This window comes from Nocardia thraciensis, assembly GCF_054782435.1.
In genome coordinates this window covers 151,153-168,703 of the sequence record NZ_BAAGSM010000026.1, presented here as the reverse complement: position 1 = coordinate 168,703, position 17,551 = coordinate 151,153, and the positions used below count along the sequence as shown (strand labels likewise).

The 17,551-nt window shown below is 69.6% G+C and carries 16 protein-coding genes; 3 read left to right on the top strand and 13 right to left on the bottom strand.

The window, feature by feature from the left end; translation table 11 throughout:
• Positions 1-132: 132 nt before the first annotated feature.
• Complete coding sequence (locus tag ACYVLQ_RS17000; RefSeq protein ID WP_460698448.1) at positions 133-1,140, bottom strand: 3-isopropylmalate dehydrogenase; 1,008 nt, start codon at positions 1,138-1,140, stop codon at positions 133-135.
• 325 nt (positions 1,141-1,465) lie between these two features.
• On the bottom strand, positions 1,466-3,064 hold the full coding sequence (gene serA / locus ACYVLQ_RS16995; RefSeq protein ID WP_460698447.1) for a phosphoglycerate dehydrogenase: 1,599 nt from the start codon (positions 3,062-3,064) through the stop codon (positions 1,466-1,468).
• 413 nt (positions 3,065-3,477) lie between these two features.
• On the opposite strand from serA, the gene ACYVLQ_RS16990 reads away from it, so the two are divergent.
• The gene (locus ACYVLQ_RS16990) at positions 3,478-4,554 is read left to right on the top strand and encodes an alkaline phosphatase family protein (protein WP_460698446.1); all 1,077 of its coding nucleotides are present in this window, start codon (positions 3,478-3,480) and stop codon (positions 4,552-4,554) included.
• A 67-nt stretch (positions 4,555-4,621) separates the two neighbouring features.
• On the opposite strand, the gene ACYVLQ_RS16985 is transcribed toward ACYVLQ_RS16990, so the two are convergent.
• From ACYVLQ_RS16985 to ACYVLQ_RS16940, 10 genes are all read right to left on the bottom strand, one after another.
• Positions 4,622-4,825, bottom strand: a complete 204-nt coding sequence (locus ACYVLQ_RS16985; protein ID WP_068013963.1) for a cold-shock protein — start codon at positions 4,823-4,825, stop codon at positions 4,622-4,624.
• 577 nt (positions 4,826-5,402) lie between these two features.
• Positions 5,403-5,612, bottom strand: a complete 210-nt coding sequence (locus ACYVLQ_RS16980; protein ID WP_460698445.1) for a cold-shock protein — start codon at positions 5,610-5,612, stop codon at positions 5,403-5,405.
• 111 nt (positions 5,613-5,723) lie between these two features.
• The gene (gene iolD, locus ACYVLQ_RS16975) at positions 5,724-7,562 is read right to left on the bottom strand and encodes a 3D-(3,5/4)-trihydroxycyclohexane-1,2-dione acylhydrolase (decyclizing) (protein WP_460698444.1); all 1,839 of its coding nucleotides are present in this window, start codon (positions 7,560-7,562) and stop codon (positions 5,724-5,726) included.
• 36 nt (positions 7,563-7,598) lie between these two features.
• Complete coding sequence (iolB, locus tag ACYVLQ_RS16970; protein ID WP_460698443.1) at positions 7,599-8,507, bottom strand: 5-deoxy-glucuronate isomerase; 909 nt, start codon at positions 8,505-8,507, stop codon at positions 7,599-7,601.
• The gene (locus ACYVLQ_RS16965; protein WP_460698442.1) at positions 8,504-9,397 is read right to left on the bottom strand and encodes a Cgl0159 family (beta/alpha)8-fold protein; all 894 of its coding nucleotides are present in this window, start codon (positions 9,395-9,397) and stop codon (positions 8,504-8,506) included. Before ACYVLQ_RS16965 ends, iolB begins: the two co-directional genes overlap by 4 nt.
• Positions 9,398-9,421: 24 nt before the next feature.
• On the bottom strand, positions 9,422-10,345 hold the full coding sequence (gene iolC / locus ACYVLQ_RS16960; protein ID WP_460698576.1) for a 5-dehydro-2-deoxygluconokinase: 924 nt from the start codon (positions 10,343-10,345) through the stop codon (positions 9,422-9,424).
• 71 nt (positions 10,346-10,416) lie between these two features.
• The gene (locus tag ACYVLQ_RS16955) at positions 10,417-11,139 is read right to left on the bottom strand and encodes an ATP-binding cassette domain-containing protein (protein WP_460698441.1); all 723 of its coding nucleotides are present in this window, start codon (positions 11,137-11,139) and stop codon (positions 10,417-10,419) included.
• The gene (locus ACYVLQ_RS16950; protein WP_460698440.1) at positions 11,136-12,188 is read right to left on the bottom strand and encodes an ABC transporter permease; all 1,053 of its coding nucleotides are present in this window, start codon (positions 12,186-12,188) and stop codon (positions 11,136-11,138) included. Before ACYVLQ_RS16950 ends, ACYVLQ_RS16955 begins: the two co-directional genes overlap by 4 nt.
• Positions 12,189-12,204: 16 nt before the next feature.
• Positions 12,205-13,242, bottom strand: a complete 1,038-nt coding sequence (locus ACYVLQ_RS16945; protein WP_460698439.1) for a substrate-binding domain-containing protein — start codon at positions 13,240-13,242, stop codon at positions 12,205-12,207.
• Between the two features lie 6 nt (positions 13,243-13,248).
• Entirely contained in the window at positions 13,249-14,154 is a 906-nt protein-coding gene (locus tag ACYVLQ_RS16940; RefSeq protein ID WP_460698438.1) for a TIM barrel protein, read from the bottom strand.
• A gap of 279 nt (positions 14,155-14,433) precedes the next feature.
• Here ACYVLQ_RS16940 and ACYVLQ_RS16935 point away from each other — a divergent pair, with 279 nt between their 5' ends.
• Entirely contained in the window at positions 14,434-15,438 is a 1,005-nt protein-coding gene (locus ACYVLQ_RS16935) for a LacI family DNA-binding transcriptional regulator (RefSeq protein WP_460698437.1), read from the top strand.
• A 25-nt stretch (positions 15,439-15,463) separates the two neighbouring features.
• Positions 15,464-16,516: a Gfo/Idh/MocA family protein gene (locus ACYVLQ_RS16930; protein ID WP_460698436.1), complete on the top strand. Its 1,053-nt coding sequence runs from the start codon at positions 15,464-15,466 to the stop codon at positions 16,514-16,516.
• Here the strand turns inward: ACYVLQ_RS16930 and ACYVLQ_RS16925 are convergent.
• Positions 16,474-17,490, bottom strand: a complete 1,017-nt coding sequence (locus ACYVLQ_RS16925; RefSeq protein WP_460698435.1) for a hypothetical protein — start codon at positions 17,488-17,490, stop codon at positions 16,474-16,476. The two genes, ACYVLQ_RS16930 and ACYVLQ_RS16925, sit on opposite strands and share 43 nt — an antisense overlap.
• Between the last annotated feature and the right edge of the window lie 61 nt (positions 17,491-17,551).

Below are 17,551 nucleotides of genomic sequence, written 5' to 3'. Positions count from 1 at the left end.
CACCCATACCCGCAGCGCCACACCAACTCTCACGCACCCCCTGCGCGTTCCCGCACCGGCGTTCCGGTGGGTGGTCCGGCAAAGCGAAGCCCCGCATCCGATGTCTTCGGGTGCGGGGCTTCGGGGTGAATCTCAGAGGGCGGCGGCGATGCGGGTGCCGATCTCCACCGTGGAGGCGGGAGCGGTGCGGGAGGCAAGGTCCTTGGCTACGGCGGATTCGATGCGGGTGGCCTCGTCGGTGCGGCCGAGGTGGTCGAGCAGCAGGGAGACCGAGAGAATGGCGGCGGTGGGGTCGGCCTTGGACTGGCCCGCGATGTCGGGGGCGCTGCCGTGCACGGGCTCGAACATGCTCGGGTTGGCGCCCGAGGCGTCGATGTTGCCGGAGGCGGCGAGGCCGATGCCGCCGGAGACCGCGGCCGCCAAATCCGTGATGATGTCGCCGAACAGGTTGTCGGTGACGATCACGTCGAAGCGGGCCGGATCGGTGACCATGTGGATGGTCGCGGCATCGATGTGCTGGTAGGCGATCTCGACGTCGGGGAATTCGGCGCCGACCTCGTTCACGGTGCGCTGCCACAGCGAGCCCGCGAAGCTGAGCACGTTCGTCTTGTGCACCAGGGTGAGGTGCTTGCGCCGCTGCCGCGCCCTGTCGAAGGCGTAACGCACCACGCGCTCGATGCCGAAGCGGGTGTTGGTGCTGACCTCGGTCGCGACCTCGTGGGGCGTCTCCACGCGGATGGCGCCGCCGGTACCGGTGTAGGGGCCCTCGGTGCCCTCACGCACCACCACGAAGTCGATGTCGGGATCGTGCGACAGCGGGCTGGTCACGCCCGGGAACAGTTTGGACGGCCGCAGGTTCACGTGGTGGTCGAGCGCGAATCGCGTGTGCAGCAACAGGCCTCGCTCGAGCAGGCCGCTCGGCACCGACGGATCGCCGATCGCGCCCAGCAGGATGGCGTCGTGCTGCTTCAATTCGGGCAGCACCGAATCCGGCAGCACCTCCCCGGTCGCGTGGTATCGCTTGGCGCCGAGGTCGTACTGGGTCTTCTCGACCCCGGGCACGACCACGTCGAGCACCTTCAGCGCCTCGGCGATGACCTCGGGCCCGATTCCGTCACCGGGGATGACAGCCAGCTTCATATGACAACGCTCCGTTCTTCGGGCCACGGCCAAGACGTCGGCCACCCTATCCGGTCCCCCGAAACCCCCCGCGACCAGGGCAACTCCATCCCGCATACTGGAATCGTCCACTCCCGGCACGGTGTGCCCACCGTCATTCCCGGCACGCAGCGTGCCCACCGTCATTCCCGGCGCACGGTGTGCCCACCGTCATTCCCGGCGTACAGTGCCCACCGTCATTCCCGACGCACGATATGCCCACTGTCATTCCCGGCGTACAGTGTGTCCACTGTCATTTCCGGCGTGCGGTGTGCCCACTGTCATTCCGGCGTGCTTTCGGCCGGAATCAACTCAAATCGACCTGGGCTACCTTGGCGGCGCCGACGGCCTCGGCGATCGCGGACTGCACGTCGGCCGGGACCTCCTTGTTGATGCGCAGGACGACCGTGGCGCCCTCCTTGTCGACGTCCTGGCTCAGCTGGGCGGCCTGGATGTCGACCCCGGCCTCGCCGAGCTTGGTGCCGATCCTGCCCAGCGCGCCCGGCTTGTCGCCGTAGTTGAGCACGGCCAGGTTCAGGCCCTCGGCGCGCATGTCGTAGTTGCGGCCGTTGATATTGACGATCTTCTGCACCTGCTGCGGTTCGGTCAGGGTGCCCGCGACATTGAGCGTGCGGCCGTCGCCGAACACCGCGCGCAGGTCGACCAGGCTGCGGTGCGAGGGGCTCTCCGAGACGGTGGTGACCGACGACTCGAGGCCGCGGTCCTTGGCCAGCGAGGGGGCGTTGACGAAGGTGACCGCATCCTCGATCAGCGCGGAGAAGACCCCGCGCAGCGCCGAAAGCTCCAGCACCGCAACGTCTTCCGAGGACAGCTCACCGCGCACCTGCACCTCCAGGCTGACCGGCAGCTCGCTGGCGAGCGCCCCGAGCAGGACGCCCTGCTTGCGCACGATCTCCAGCCACGGGGAGACGATCTCGTTCACCGCGCCGCCGGTCACATTGACCGCACCGGGCACGAACTCACCGGCGAGGGCCAGCTGCACGGACTTGGCGACATCGGTGCCCGCGCGGTCCTGCGCCTCGGCGGTGGAGGCGCCCAGGTGCGGCGTGACGACGACCTGCGGCAGCTCGAACAGCGGGCTGTCGGTGCACGGCTCGGTCTCGAAGACGTCGATGCCCGCGGCGCGCACGTGGCCCGAGGTGATGGCGTCGGCGAGCGCCTGCTCGTCGATCAGCCCGCCGCGGGCGGCGTTGACGATGACGACGCCCTTCTTGGTCTTGGCGATCGTCTCCGCGTTCAGCATGCCCTTGGTCTCGGGCGTCTTCGGCAGGTGGATGGAGATGAAGTCGGCGCGCTCGAGCACCTCGTCCAGGCTCAGCAGCTCGATGCCCAGCTGGGCGGCGCGGGCCGGGGAGGTGTAGGGGTCGTACGCCACGATCTTGGTCTCGAACGCCGCCAGGCGCTGGGCGAACAGCTGGCCGATGCGGCCCAGGCCGATCACGCCGACGGTCTTGCCGAAGATCTCGACGCCGTTGAACTTGCTGCGCTTCCAGGTGTGTTCGCGCAGGGTGGCGTCGGCGGCCGGGATCTGGCGGGCCGCCGACAGCAGCAGCGTGACGGCGTGCTCGGCGGCGGTGTGGATGTTGGAGGTCGGCGCGTTGACGACCATGACGCCGCGCTCGGTGGCCGCGGGCACGTCGACATTGTCGAGGCCGACGCCGGCGCGAGCGACGATCTTCAGGTTCTTACCGGCGTCGAGGACATCGGCGTCGACCGTAGTCGCGGAGCGCACCAACAGCGCGTCCGCCTCCGGGACGGCGGCGAGCAGTTCGGGTTTGTTCGGGCCGTCGACCCAGCGAACCTCGACACCGTCACCGAGCGCCTCGACGGTCGACTGGGCGAGCTTGTCGGCGATCAGAACAACAGGACGGCCATCAGGGCTCACGACTGCACCTCGCTAGCGCTCGGCTCCGTCGTGCGCCCGGCGCGCTGTACCAATGGTTCGCTCGCAAGCTCGCTCACTGTGGGGAACTCCTGGGGAAGGGGGTCGGCATTTACCGCCGACCAGCTTAATGGGCGGGGTTCGGTGCCGGGGTACCGCCCGGTAGGCGGCTGCCGTCAGTAGGCCGCCCGATCGTAAGTGCGGCCCTGACCAGGACTTTCATCGCGCGGTCCAGGCCACGGCGGACCGGCCGTTCGCGAGGTGGCCGAAGCGGGCCCACCGCACCGTTGCCGTCGCGCATCGGATTCGTGAACACGGTGAACCGGACACATCACCCGCGTGAGGTTTGCGCGAAAGCTTGGCGAAGTCGGGCGTTTTCGCTGGCCAACCGCTATTTTCGAGGTCACCGTGTGATCATGGCCATCACCCGGCGCACGTGTTCGGCACTGCTGGCGACCTCATTCGCCGCGCTCGTCACCGGCACCGCACTCCCCCGGGCCGCCGCGGCGCCCGGACTCGGCAAGGTCGCGGTCATCGGGATCGACGGCTGCCTCTACAGCGAGCTGCTGGCGGCGGTGACACCGAATCTCCAGCGCCTGGCGGCCGAGGGCACCCTCAGCCGCTATTCGATCGCACCGCACACGACCGTGTCCTGCCCGTCCTGGTCGGCGGTGCTGACCGGGGTATGGGACACCCGCACGGGCATCTGCGACAACGGCGACACCTGCGACCCCGTCCATCTGGGTCGCTTCCCCACGGTCTTCAACCGCATCAAACGTGCTGCGCCGCAGCGGAAGACGGCGTCGATCGCCACCTGGGACACGATCTCCGCCATCGCCCGCACCGGCGACCCGCACGCCGACACGATCGTCACCGCGGGCGCGAATCCGCTCGGCACCTACGGCTGCGAGGCCGATATCGACACCGCGACCGCGGCGGCCACCGTCACCGCCATCGCGGCGGGCACCGACTTCGTGTTCACCCATTTCGACCAGGTCGACATCGCCGGGCACCGGCTGCGCGCCAGCAACCCGCAGGCCTACCGCGACGCGATCAGCCGGGTCGACGTGCTGGTCGGGCGGATCGTCGACGCGGTGGGCCGACGTACCGCGGACCATCCCGAGGAACAGTGGACGATCCTGGTGACCACGGATCACGGGCATAAGCCCGAGGGCGGCCACGGCGGCCAAAGCCCTTACGAGGTGGCCAGTTTCGTGATCGCCCGCGGCCCGGACTTCGCGGCGGGCCGGGCGTACAACGGCTACTCGCTGGTCGACGTCACCCCGACCGTGCTCGATCTGCTCGGGCTGGCGCCGGTGCCCGACCTGGACGGAAAATCGTTGCGCACCGGCGGATCCGGGAATCCGAGCACCCCGCCACCGTCGACCCCCGTGCTCGGCCGTCCTGCCGACCCGGCGACGACTCGCCTTGCCGCCCTGCCCTTTCCGGCCGATGCGAGATGCAAGGTGGGGGCGGCCCGGCCCGGCGATTAGCACCGCCACACCCCGAACGCACGAGAGCCCCGCACCATCCGGTGCGGGGCTCTCGGCAAGTCTGGGGTCAGAGCACGCGTACGTCCTGAGCCTGCGGACCCTTCTGGCCCTGGCCCACCTCGAACTCCACGCGCTGACCTTCATCGAGGGAGCGGAAGCCCGACCCCGACACGGCCGAGTAATGCACGAACACGTCGGGACCGCCGTTGTCCTGTGCGATGAACCCGAAGCCCTTCTCGCTGTTGAACCACTTCACTACGCCTTGCGCCATTTCATACCTTCTGTAGACGAGCCGGGTCCGCCAACCAACGGCAGCACCGGTCTCGATCGTCCACATTGCCATGCCCCGTGCGGGGGCCGCCACCGGGGTTGACGTGGACGAAATTTGCGGAGAGTCAGCTCGATATCATTCGAAGCGGTAAATTACGTGACTGTAATTGTTTCGTGATAGCGAGCCGACCGGGTCGGATGCGGCGCCCCATCATGATTCGCGCATCGTCGATGAATGCCTGCCGACAAAAATAGGTCAGCCCCGGGTAGTTGCTACCCGAGGCCGACCCAGGGTCGATCAACACGACCATCTAGCGAGCTCAGCCGCCGAAGGAACCGGTCCACAGCGTCTCCAGCAGACCGTGGAGCGCGGCGCCGCCGGTGCTCAGGATGCCGTTCAGGGCGGCGCTACCGGTGTCGATGATAACGGGGATCATGGAATACCTCTCCTTTGTTCAATCCCAGCCGGACTGGCTGACTACACGCATATCGACACGTCAGAAATGGCCGTTAGCCAGATTTGCTGAAAAGTGACGTGGACGACACGCTTATGAGGGGGTGATGCAGAACACACCCACTCAGCCGCGCACCACCCGCACGTTCCTGGCCTCGGGGCCCGCCTTCGCCCGGCGTACCTCGAACTCCACCCGCTGCCCTTCCCGGAGAGAACGGAAGCCGATACCCTCGACCTCGGTGTAGTCGACGAAGACGTCCGGTCCGCCGCTGTCGGCGGTGATGAAACCGAACCCCTTCTTGCTGTCGAACCACTTGACCCTGCCGTACGCCATCTCTCTTTTACCTTCTCCCCTGCGAGCCAGGCAGACGATAACGAGACGATCCGCGACAGTCCAGGCGGGTACGGCGCGCCGTCGGCGGTTCGCGTGGGCCGCAGGTCGCGGTCAGCGCGTGTAGCGCACCTGCCGGGGCTTCGCGTCGTCGTAGGCGGCCCGGCCGGGCAGGTGCGCGGGCACGCCGACCTCCCACCAGGCGCCGGATTCGGTCCAGGCGGCGCGCTGGGTGGGCACGACCACCACCGCCGGGCGCGACTCGGCCATGGCGGCCGCCCGCGCGCCCGCGTAGGCCGCCCGGAATTCGGCCAGGTCGGTCGCGACGAACACCGCACAGCCGAGCGAGCGCGCGTGGGCGGCGAAGTCGACCCGCGGCAGGTGGGTGTGGTTGGTGCGACACTGCCGGTAGAAGTTGTTGAATGCGTTGCCGCCCTGGCCTTCCTGCAAGCGCGCGATGACGGCGTACCCGTCGTTGTCGCACACGACGGCGACCAGGGGATGTCCGGCGAAGGCCGCGGAGAACAGCTCGGAATTGAGCATCAGGTAGGAGCCGTCGCCGAGCATCGTGGTCACCAGGCCGCGTCGGTGCGCCATCGCCGCGCCCCAGGCGCCGGCGAGTTCGTAACCCATGCAGGAGAAGCCGTACTCGACGTCCATGGTCGGTTCCCCGCCGACGGCCCGCCAGCCCCCGACCAGTTCGCCGGGCATGCCGCCGGAGGAGGTCATGACATAGTCGGCCGGTTCGCTGAGATCGTTGACCGCGCCGACGACCTGGGCGTAGCTGGGGATACCCGCCGCTGGTGCGCGCAGCTTGTCGATGTAGGCGTCCCAGTCGCCGCGCACCGCGCCTGCCCGCGCACTCCAGGCCGCGTCCACTCGCCAGTCCGACAGGTGCGGGGCCAGATCCTCCAGTGCCGCACCGGCATCCGCGACCACGCTGAGCGCGCCGTGTTTGACGGCGTCGTACCGCGCGGCGTTGATGCTGACCAGCCGGACGGAGGGGTCGAACACCGTCCAGGACGCGGTCGTGAAGTCCTGCAGGCGGGTTCCCACCGCCAGTACCAGATCCGACTCGGCCGCAACGGTATTCGCCGACCCCGATCCGGTGACACCCAGCGGGCCCGCGTACAGCGGGTGGTCGTGCGGCACCAGGGTGCGTCCGGCGGTGGTCTCGGCGATCGGAATGCCGTGGCGCTCGGCCAGTTCCACGGCGCGTCGGCCCGCGCCCGAATAGCGCACTCCGCCACCCAGCACCAGCAGCGGCCGGTGCGCCGACCGCAGCGCACGCGCCGCCTCGGCCAGGCTCTCGCGATCCGGGCGCGACCGCTCGACGCGGTGGACCACCGGTTGGAACAGGGCCGTGGGGAAATCGGAGGTCTCGGCCTGCACGTCCTGCGGCAGGGCCAGCGTCACCGGGCCCGCCTCCGCGGCGTCGGTGAGCACCCGGGCGACCTGCGGTAGCGTGGCGAGCAGTTGCTCCGGCCGGGTGATGCGATCGAAGTAGCGGCTGACCGCCCGGAACGCGTCGTTCGAGGTGACGGTCGCGTCACCGAAGTGCTCCACCTGCTGCAGCACCGGATCGGGTGCGCGGGTGACGAAGTTGTCACCCGGAAGCAGGAGCAGCGGAAGGCGATTCGCGTGGGCGACGCCCGCCGCGGTCACCATGTTCAGCGCGCCGGGACCGATGGAGGAGGTCGCCACGCCCACTTGGCGGCGATGGGTCGCCTTCGCGAGCCCGACCGCCGCCAGGGCCATCCCCTGCTCGGTATGCCCGCGCCACACCGGGATCACGTCGCGGCGCTCCTCCAGGGCCGTGCCGAGCCCGAGCACATTACCGTGCCCGAAGATCGCGAAAACCGCCGGGAAGAGCGGGACCTCACGGCCGTCGAGCGTCTCGGAGTGCTGGGCGATCATCCATGCCACCAGCGCCTGCGCGGTTGTCAGTCTCATGTCGACGGCCCCTTACTTCCTCTGGATCTCGATCGTTCATCCCGGCGCGCCGGGCAATCGCCCCGTGTGGCTGGTGACCGGACAGCGCGGGTCGGTGGGCATGCCGTCCCAGCTGCCACGGATCCAGCCGTGCGCCGGGTCGTCGCAGAACGCCATGGACCGTTCGGCGGCGGGTCCGGCCAGGACATTCAGGTAGTACATGGGGTATCCGGGCGCGGCGACGCACGGCCCGTGGTATCCGCGCGGAACGAGGAAGACGTCGCCGTCGCGCACCGCGACGTTCTCGTCCAGCGAGCCGTCCGGAGTGTAGGTCCGGTGCAGGCCGAAACCCTCCGGGGACGGGGCGATGCCGTCGCGCCCGGCGATGCGGAAGTAGTAGATCTCCTCGTTGACGACCTCACACTCGGTCGCCTGGTCGTGTTTGTGGGGCGGGTACGACGACCAGTTGCCCGCGGGGGTGATCAGCTCGCAGGCATTGAGCTTGTCGGCGTGGTCCCAGACGCCGGGCGTGCCGAAATTGACAACCTGCCTGGTCGCCTGCCCGGCCCCGCGAACCTCCACCGGAACGTCTTCGGCGGGACCGTATTTCGGGTCGAGCCGCCGCGTGCAGCGGGCCATCGGCAGTGCGATCTCGGCATCCCGCTCGGCCGACAGTTCGACCGCCGCATCGCGGGGTACGTAGGCGAAGTCGGTAACCCGGGTGAAAACCGAATCCCGCCCGGACAATTCGAAGGCCGCCCCGTCCACGCGGACGGTGCAGCCGCCGGACAACGGCAGCACGAACGCCTCGTATTCACCGGTGTGTACGGTGCGGGAGACTCCTGCCGCCAGGCGCAGGACGCGCAGTCCCGTGTATGCCCACCCGGCGCCCGTGGCGCTGAGCAGCACGGGATCGCTTGCATCGCTCAGTGATCCGGCAGGGTGGTGCAGCTTCGACGGTGTCATCGCATCTCCCGCAGCACCTCGGCCGCGACGTCGACCGCGCCCGCGACATCACCGTCCGGCGGATACAGCAGGCTGCGCCCGACCACCAGCCCGCGGGCGACGTCGTGGTCGAGCGCCTTGCCCCAGGACGCGATATCCGCGGCGATATCGCCCGACGGGACGCCACCGAGCAGCAGCACCGGCAGCGTGGTCGCGTCGAGAACCGAAACGTCTTCCGGCGCGGGCATCTTCAGCCAGGTGTGGGCAGAGGTGACGCCCAGGCCGGAGGCAATGGTCACCGCCCGCTGCAGCGAGAACGAATCCTTCTGCATGGTCAGCGATCCGGACTCGTCGCGGTGGAACGGCAGCGGTTCCACCATCGCCATGAGCCCGTGCTCGGACAGCTCCGAGACCGCGCGGGCGCAGGCGTGCAGGGTCGGGATGGTGCCGCGGTCCGAATCCACCAGCCGCAGCAGCATTTTGCCGCCGTCGAGACCCGATTCGACCAGCGACTGCGCGTCGTAGCCGGTGAAGCGGTCGTCGATCTCCCAGTCGGCGCCGGCCAGCCCGCCGCGGTTCATCGACCCGATGACGACCTTGTCGTGCAGCGCGTCCAGGAGCAGCAGCTCCTCGACGATGTCCGGCGAGCCCAGCACGCCGTCGACCGACGGATTGTCCAATGCGATGAGCAAGCGCTCCAGCAGCATTCGGCGGTCGGCCATCGCGTTGCGGTCCGAGCCGACGCCGAGCGCGCCCCGAGCGGGGTGATCGGCTGCCACCAGGAACAACGTGCCGCGCTCGGACAACAGCGTCGGCCGACGGCGCCGCGCGGCATAGGCCCGCGCGATCGCGTCGGGCTGGGCGACACGTGTGCGCAGCAGCCCGTGCCAGCGTTCATCGGTCAGATGCACGGTGCCTCCGTCGAATACAGCTTGCTACGCGCACAGCATCTCCTCGATCTCGGCGTTCGTGGGCATCGCATCGGCGCAGGCCAGCCGCGAAGCCACCAGTGCCCCTGCCGCATTCGCGTAGGTGGCGAGGCGATGCGGGCCCCAGCCGGACAGCAGGCCGTGGACGAGGGCGCCGCCGAAACCGTCGCCCGCGCCGAGCCCGCACACCACGTCCACCGGGCAGGGCGGCACGGTCCACCGCTCGGATTCGGTGGCCACCAGCACACCGTCGGCCCCGCGCTTGATCACCGCCAGCCGCACGCCCCGCGCCAGCAGCCGGTCGGCGGCCTCGTCCGGGTCGGCGCTGCCCACCGCCACTTGGGCCTCGGTCCGGTTGCCCACCACGACGTTCACGTGCTCGAGCATCCAGCCGATCTCCCGGCCCGCGGTCTCGATATCCGGCCAGAACATCGGCCGGTAGTCCAGATCGAGCACGGTATGCCCGGCCCGCCCGCGTCGCTCGAGCAGTGTGCGCTGGGTCGTCCGCCCGGGCTCGGCGCTCACGCCGGTGCCCGTCACCCACAGCAGCGGCACGGATTCGACCACGTCCCAGGGTACTTCGTCGGCGGTGAGGGTGAGGTCGGGCGCGATCGGCGCACGGTAGAACAGCAGCGGCGGATCGGCGGGCGGGTTCAGCTCGCAGAACACCACGGGGGTCCGCAGATCCGGCGCGGTCGATACGTAGCGCGACGAAACGCCGAAGTCCGCCAGGGCCGTTCGCACGAAGTCGCCGAAACCGTCCGGCCCGACCTTGGTCAGCACCGCGCCGCGCCGCCCCAGCCGGGCCGCCGCCACGGCCACATTGGTGGCGGTGCCGCCCAGGAACTTCGCGAACGTCTGCACCTGCGCCAGGGACACGCCGCTCTGCTGCGGATACAGGTCCACCCCGACCCTGCCCACGGTCAGCATCTCCAGCTCGCTCACGGCTGCACCCGCTCCAATTCGTGTTGCAGCGCTTCGAGTTCCGCGCCGCCCGCCATCTAACGGGTCAGCTCCGGCAGATCGATCTCGGATTTCTCGTAGGCGCCGAGCATGCTGCCCCTCTTGAGCAGCAGGAACCGGTCCCCGACCGGGAAGGCGTGATGTGGATTGTGGGTGATCAGGATGACGCCGAGCCCCCGGTCGCGCGCCTGCACGACATAGCGCAGCACCACCCCGGCCTGCTTCACGCCCAGTGCCGCGGTCGGCTCGTCGAGGATCAGCACCTTCGCCCCGTAGTGCACCGCGCGGGCGATGGCGACGCACTGGCGCTGCCCACCGGACAGCGTGCCGACCGGCTGCTCCATATCGCGCAGCTCGATCCCCATGTCCGACAGCGCCTTCCGGGTGATGTCCTTACCCATGCGACGGTCCAGCAGCCGGAACGGCCCGAAACTGAAGGTAGGTTCCGAGCCGAGCACGAAGTTGCGCCACACACTCATCAGCGGCACCACCGCCAGATCCTGGTACACCGTGGCGATGCCACGATCCAAAGCCGCACGCGGAGAATCGAACCGGGTCGGCTCACCCTCGACCTTCAGCACGCCCGCGTCGTGCTGATGCACCCCGGCCAGGATCTTGATCAACGTGGACTTGCCCGCGCCGTTGTCGCCGAGCACGCAGGTGACCTCGCCCGCGTTGACGACGGTGGACACCTCCCGCAGCGCCACCACACCGCCGTAGCTCTTTCCGATGCCGAGGGTTTCGATCAGCGGAACCGTCATCGCCGTACCCTTTCCGCGCGCCTCTTGAATGCGTTGTTGACCAGCACCGCCGCCAGCAGCAGCACGCCGAGGAACAACATGAACCAGTCGTCGTTCCAGCGCGCGAAGACGATGCCCTGCCGCGCCATCCCGAAGATCAGCGCGCCGATCGCCGCGCCCACCACCGATCCGAACCCGCCGGTCAGCAGGCAGCCCCCGACCACGGCCGCGATGATGTACTTGAACTCCAGCCCCACACCCTGATTCGCTTGCACGCTCGCGAAGCGCAGAATGTTGCAGGATCCGACGACCCACCCGGCGAACGCCGTCGTCATGAAGAGGATGATCTTCGTCCGCACCGCGGGGACACCGACCGCGCGGGCGCTGGCGGGTGAACCTCCGACCGCGAAGATCCAGTTGCCGAACCTGGTGCGCACCAGCACCAGTCCCGCGATGACGGTGAGCACGATCCACCACACCACCGAGGCCTGGATGTGCGCACCACCGAGGTCGGTCGTGGACGCGAACACCCAACCGGCCGAGGCGTATCCGTCCACCGACCGCATCCCCGATACCTGCACGGTGCCCGTGACCAGCCGGGTGACACCGAGATTGATCCCCTGCAGCGCCAGGAAGGTGCCGAGCGTGACGATGAAGCTCGGCAGCCCCGTCCGCATCACCAGCCAGCCGTTGAGCGCACCCACAGCCAGCGCGAACAGCAGCGACACCAGCAGCGCGGGCCACACGTTCCATCCGGCGTTCACCGCCAGCAACGCGGTCACCAGCGCGGTGGACGCCGTCATCACACCGGCCGACAGATCGAATTCCCCGCCGATCATCAACAGCGCCACCGCGATCGCCATGATGCCGAGGGTGGACGCGTCGTCGAGCCAGGTCGCGACGCCCAGCGGGCTGAGGAATTTCTCGGTGATCACCGAGAAGAACACGAACACCAGTGCCGCGCCGAGCGCGGCGCCGATCTCCGGCCGCACGATCATCCGGTTGAGCAGCGAGGCGCGCACCTCCGGTCCGGCCGTGCCCTCCGTGGAAACGGTTGTGGCAACGCTCATATCATCCGCTCCTGTCTCACCGGGTGCCCTGCGCCACGAGCTGGGCGATGGCGTCGACGTTGCCGGAGTCGACGAAGGCCGGACCGGTCTGCACCGGCCGTCCGCCACCCACGGTGTTCAGGTTGGTCCGGTGCAGCTGCAGCATCGCCACCGGGAGATAGCCCTGCTCGTACTGCTGCTGGTCGACCGCGAACAACAGCTTTCCGGCCCGGATCGCCTCCACCACATCGGGATTCAGGTCGAAGGTGGCCACCGTCGCCTTCGACCGCACCTCCCCGGCCGCGGCGACCGCGCGCGCCGCGATCTGCGAGTTCAGCGTCAGCACCGCGTCGATCGAGCGATCGGCCTCCAGAGCGCCCCTGACCCGGGCCTGCGCGTCGGTCGGGTCGTTGATGTCCACCTGCAGGGTCGTCGCGTTGCCGAAACCCTGGATGGCGCCACCGCAGCGCTCGGCGGCGCTGACATTGCCCGCCTCGTGAATCACGCAGAGCGTCTTCGTCTTTCCCGCGTCCCGCAGCCGCCTGCCCGCGGCCTCGCCCGCGGACCGTTCGCTCTGGCCCACGTGCCCGATCGCCCCGAACGCCGCGCTGTCGGCCTCGCCGGAGTTGATGGTCACCACCGGGATGCCCGCCGCGACAGCGCGTTCCACCGACGGGCGCAACGCCTCCGGATTCGCCATCGACACCACCAGGCCGCCGAAGCCCTGCGCCACCGCGTTGTCGACCAGCTTGGCCTGCTGGCCGGGATCGCCGTCGGAGTTGTATTCGACGCGGACGCCCAGCTTCTCGCCCGCGGCTTGGGCGCCGTTCTTCACCACATTCCAGAACGCGTCGCCGGGCGTGCCGTGCGTCACGACCGCGACGGATTCCAGGGTGCCCGCGGCGACCGGCGCCTGGGAAACGGGCGCATCCGCGCCCGGACCGCTGCAGGCGGCCAGCATCAGGCCAGCGGCCAGCCAGGGCAGCGCGCGCCGCCACCGGCGGCGGGATCCGCTGCGGACCGCTGGCTCGCTTGCGTCCGGGCCGTTCGGAGTGGGTCGCGACCTCGTTGTCATGGGCTCCTACCTATATCCAGCGGACGTGCGCGCGGCCCCGAGGCCCGCCAGGTAGCGCAGGCTGCGGGCGGTGTCGCGGCTGGGTCCGTCGGCGGTATCCCCCGGGTCCAGCGCCGTATCCTGCTCGATCACATACCAACCCCGGTAGCCCGCCGCCTGGACACAGCGGACCAGGGTCTCGATATCGACATCCCCCTCCCCCAGCGGGGCGTACAGCCCCCGCCGCACGGCCTGGCTGTATTCCATTGTTCCGCTGCGGATCTCGTCGGCGAGGGCATTTCGCACATCTTTGAGGTGAATGTGGCCGATCCGGTCGGCGTGGCGGTGCGCCAACCGAACCGGATCGACGCCTCCCACCAGGAGGTGTCCGGTGTCCAGGCAGAGGTCGAGATCGGAATCGGCGAGGAAGCGCTCCACCTCGGACTCGGTCTCCACATGCGTGCCGACATGCGGGTGCAGCACCGCGCGCAGGCTGTGTTCGGCGGCGATATCGCCCAGGGTGGCGGCGGTGTCGACGAGGGTGCGCCATTCGTGGTCGCTGAGCCGCGAGCGTGTGTCGTAGCCCCGCTCGCCGGTGGCCGCGGCCAGCACCAGCACCTCGGCGCCGGCGGCCGCGAGCAGCGCGGCGGCGGTGCGGGCGGCGGCCATGGCGCGGCCGGGTTCGCGATGCAGCGGCAGCGCCAGGAAGCCGCCGATGACCTCGATGCCGAAGGGGCCGAGCAGGGCGCGCACCGCCGCGGGCTCGCGCGGCAGATATCCGGGCGGGCCGAATTCGGTTGCGGCCACACCCAATGCGGCCATCTCGGACAGGACGCTGGCGGCGTCGAGCACGTGGCCCCAGCCCGGGACCTCGCAGACTCCCCAGGAGATCGGCGCGGCGGCGACGCGGAGCGGGTGCAGCGGTTCGGTCATCGGGACTTCTCCGGCGGGTCGGTGTGCGAAGAGAGGGCTCCGAAGTATTGGAGCGCTCCAACTATGTAACCTGGATCACGGTGCTGTCAAGGGCCGGGCTCCGTGTCGGAAGAATGGTTCTACCTCGATAAATATCTGCATTACAGGCGAGTCAGCCGTCCGCTCGATACCGAGGTTCCGCAATTAGAGCGCTCTATTGATCCACCCGCGTCGACGCTGTAACGTGCAACCCACGCGCCCCGCTCGCCGCGTTCGACACACCCCAGGAGGCCACCCGCGATGACGCGACCGACGATGGAAGACGTTGCCGCGCAGGCGGGCGTCTCCCGCGCGCTGGTCTCGCTCGTCATGCGCGGGTCGCCGAAGGTGAGCGAGCATCGACGCCGCGCGGTGCTGCAGGCGGCGAAAGACCTCGGTTACCAACCGCACGCGATGGCGCGATCGCTGGCCAGCCGCACCTCCAACATCGTCGGCGTGATGGTCTCCGACCTGCGCAACGCGTTCTTCGCCGATGTGGTCGAGGGGATGGACACCGCGGCGCGGCGGGCCGGGCTGGAACTCATCCTGAACACCGGCCGCCGCAGCGCCGTCCGCGAGCGCACCGCGCTGGACAGCCTGCAGGCGTTCCGACCGGGCGGGATCATCCTGTTGTCGCCGGTACTGCCCGCGGCGGCGATCCGGGAGGCCGCCTCTCAGTGCCCGGTGGTCCTGGTGTCGCGGAGTTCCACGGTCGCCGATATCGACACCGTCAACGACGACGGCGAGGTCGGTGTCGCCTTGGCCGTCGATCACCTGGCGGCACTGGGACATCGGAGGATCGTGCACTTCGACGGCGGCGCGGCCTTCTCGGCGACACCGCGGCGCAAGGGGTACCTGGCGGCGATGGACCGACACGGCCTGGAACCCATGGTCATTCCGAGCGAGCACACCGACGCGGCCGGTATGGCCGCGGTGCGCAAACTCCTGAAGGTGTTCTCGCCCAATCATTTTCCCACCGCGCTGGTCTGCGGTAACGACTTCAACGCGGTCGGCGCGATGTCTGCGCTGGAGGAGGCGGGACTGCGGGTCCCGCAGGACGTCTCCCTCGTCGGCTACGACAACTCGTCGCTGGCCGCACTGCGGCACGTGGCGCTGACCACCATCGATCAGCCGCGCATCGAGATCGGCCGGTTGGCCGTGGAGGCACTGGTCGAGCGGGTGCGCGACGGCCGCACCGAACCGGTGCGCCGGCGCGTGCAGCCGTCGCTGGTCGTCCGCGCGACGACGGCGGCACCCAGAAGTTGACACCGTACGCCGACAGGAGCCACGCATGACGATCAGATTGGGACTCGCAGGCACCGGCCGCATCGGCACCGCGCATGCCGAGACACTGAAGGCCCTCCCGGGCGTCTCGGGCGTCGTCGTCACCGACGTGGACACCGAGCGCGCCCGCACCGCCGCGACCAAGCTCGGCGTGGAGTTCGCCCCCGATGTCGAGGCCGTGCTCGAGGCCGATATCGCGGGTCTGGTGATCGCCACCGCCACCGATTCGCATCCCGAACTCATTCTCGCGGCGGTCGATCGGGGCATCCCGGTGTTCTGTGAGAAGCCGGTGGCCGCGGATATCGCGGGCACGCTCGCGGTCATCGATCGCGTCGAAAGCTCCGCGGTCCCGGTGCAGATCGGCTTTCAGCGACGCTTCGACGCCGGATATGTCGCGGCCCGCGCCGCGGTGTCCGCCGGGGAGTTGGGGTGGCTGCACACCCTGCGCGCCACCACCCTCGATCCGGCTCCGCCGCCCGCGGAGTACATTCCACGTTCCGGCGGCCTCTTCCGCGACTGCGGTGTGCACGATTTCGACATCATCCGCTGGGTCACCGGGCGGGAGGTGACCGAGGTGTTCGTGCTCGGCGCCAACCGGGGCGAGCGGTTCTTCGCCGACGCCGGGGACATCGACACCGCCGCGGTGCTGTTGCGCATGGACGACGGTGCGCTGGCGACGGTCTCGCTGAGCCGCTACAACGGCGCCGGATACGACGTCCGGCTCGAGGTGCTCGGCAGCGAGGGCAATGCCGTTGTCGGACTGGACGATCGCGCTCCGCTGCGCTCGGTCGAGCCCGATTACCCGGCATCCCCGTTCCCCGCCTACCCGGGTTTCATGGATCGGTTCCGCCGCGCCTACACCGAAGAACTGGCGGTGTTCACCGAGGTCGCCAGGGGCAGGACCGAAAACCCGTGCACACCGTGGGATGCGCTGGAAGCCTTCCGTATCGCCGAGGCTTGCGAACTGTCACGGCGCGAGCGGCGGCCGGTCGCCGTCGACGAGGTGCGCCGCACCGACTATCGCCCCGGACGCCACGTCCCGCGCTCGCGCCGCGCCTGATCATCCAGCCGGTCGCGAATCCGGCCCACGCGTTCGTCGGGCGCGACGCCGAGGGCGACGGCCGAGACGGACAATCGGCTCGGCGCCGCCTGCTCGCCCTCCGGAATGTCTCGGTACCGCAGCACGGCGCAGAGGTCGGCACCGTACCCCAGGTCCACGGCCACCGCGTCGGCGCGGTGTTCGGCACGGTGAACGATCGGGACCAGGGCCAAGGCCGCCAGTTCCGGGGCCAGCCGCAGCAGCAGGGCCGCGGGAAGCCCCACGATCAGCGTCGACATCGCCACGACCGGGCAGGCCACCAGCACCCTGCTCATCGCGGTCCAGACCAGGAGGAAGGGTCGGGAGCCACGGGTCGGCACGCGCGCGGCGAGCCAGTCCCCGACCGCCACCGGACCCGCCAGCAGCGCCCGCTCACCCAGCACTACCGGCGCGTTGTAACAGCGGAATACGAACTGCCACAACGCCGCTCGCCCCTGCCGCCGGTGACCGAGCTCGTGGAGGAGCACCGCCTCGAGTTCCCGCCGCAGCAGCCCCTCGACCGCTCCGGCGTCCACCGCGATCATCCGATCGGGCAGGACACCGTCGCGGCGGCCGGTCCGGACCCACAGCGAGTAGGACGAGGCGGACACCCCGGACTCGTGTGCGACCCGGTGCCACGCCTTGGTCAGGACGAGTCGTTCGTCATCCGTGGGGGCCCGCAGGCCGAACAGCGGCAACAGCCAGCCGCGCTCCGCGCCCAGGAAACACGCCGCGCTCCAGGCCGCACACACGAGGAACCATCCCGCCGGAACGGCGGCGGGGGTACCGAGCCCCAGCGCCATGCCCAGCCCGTAGAGCAGCACCGTCAGCAACGCCGCGGACGGCCCCGCGGCCAACAGCAGTGCGGACCACGCCCGGACGCGGTCCGTCGGCGCGCGCCGGGTAACCGCTGTCACATCGGCGTGGTTCGCCTTCGCGATTACTTCGGAGGTCACATGCGACGGTACAGCGAAGAGCGGAGGCCGCGCCGATTTCCTTCGCGGCAGACCTCTCGAT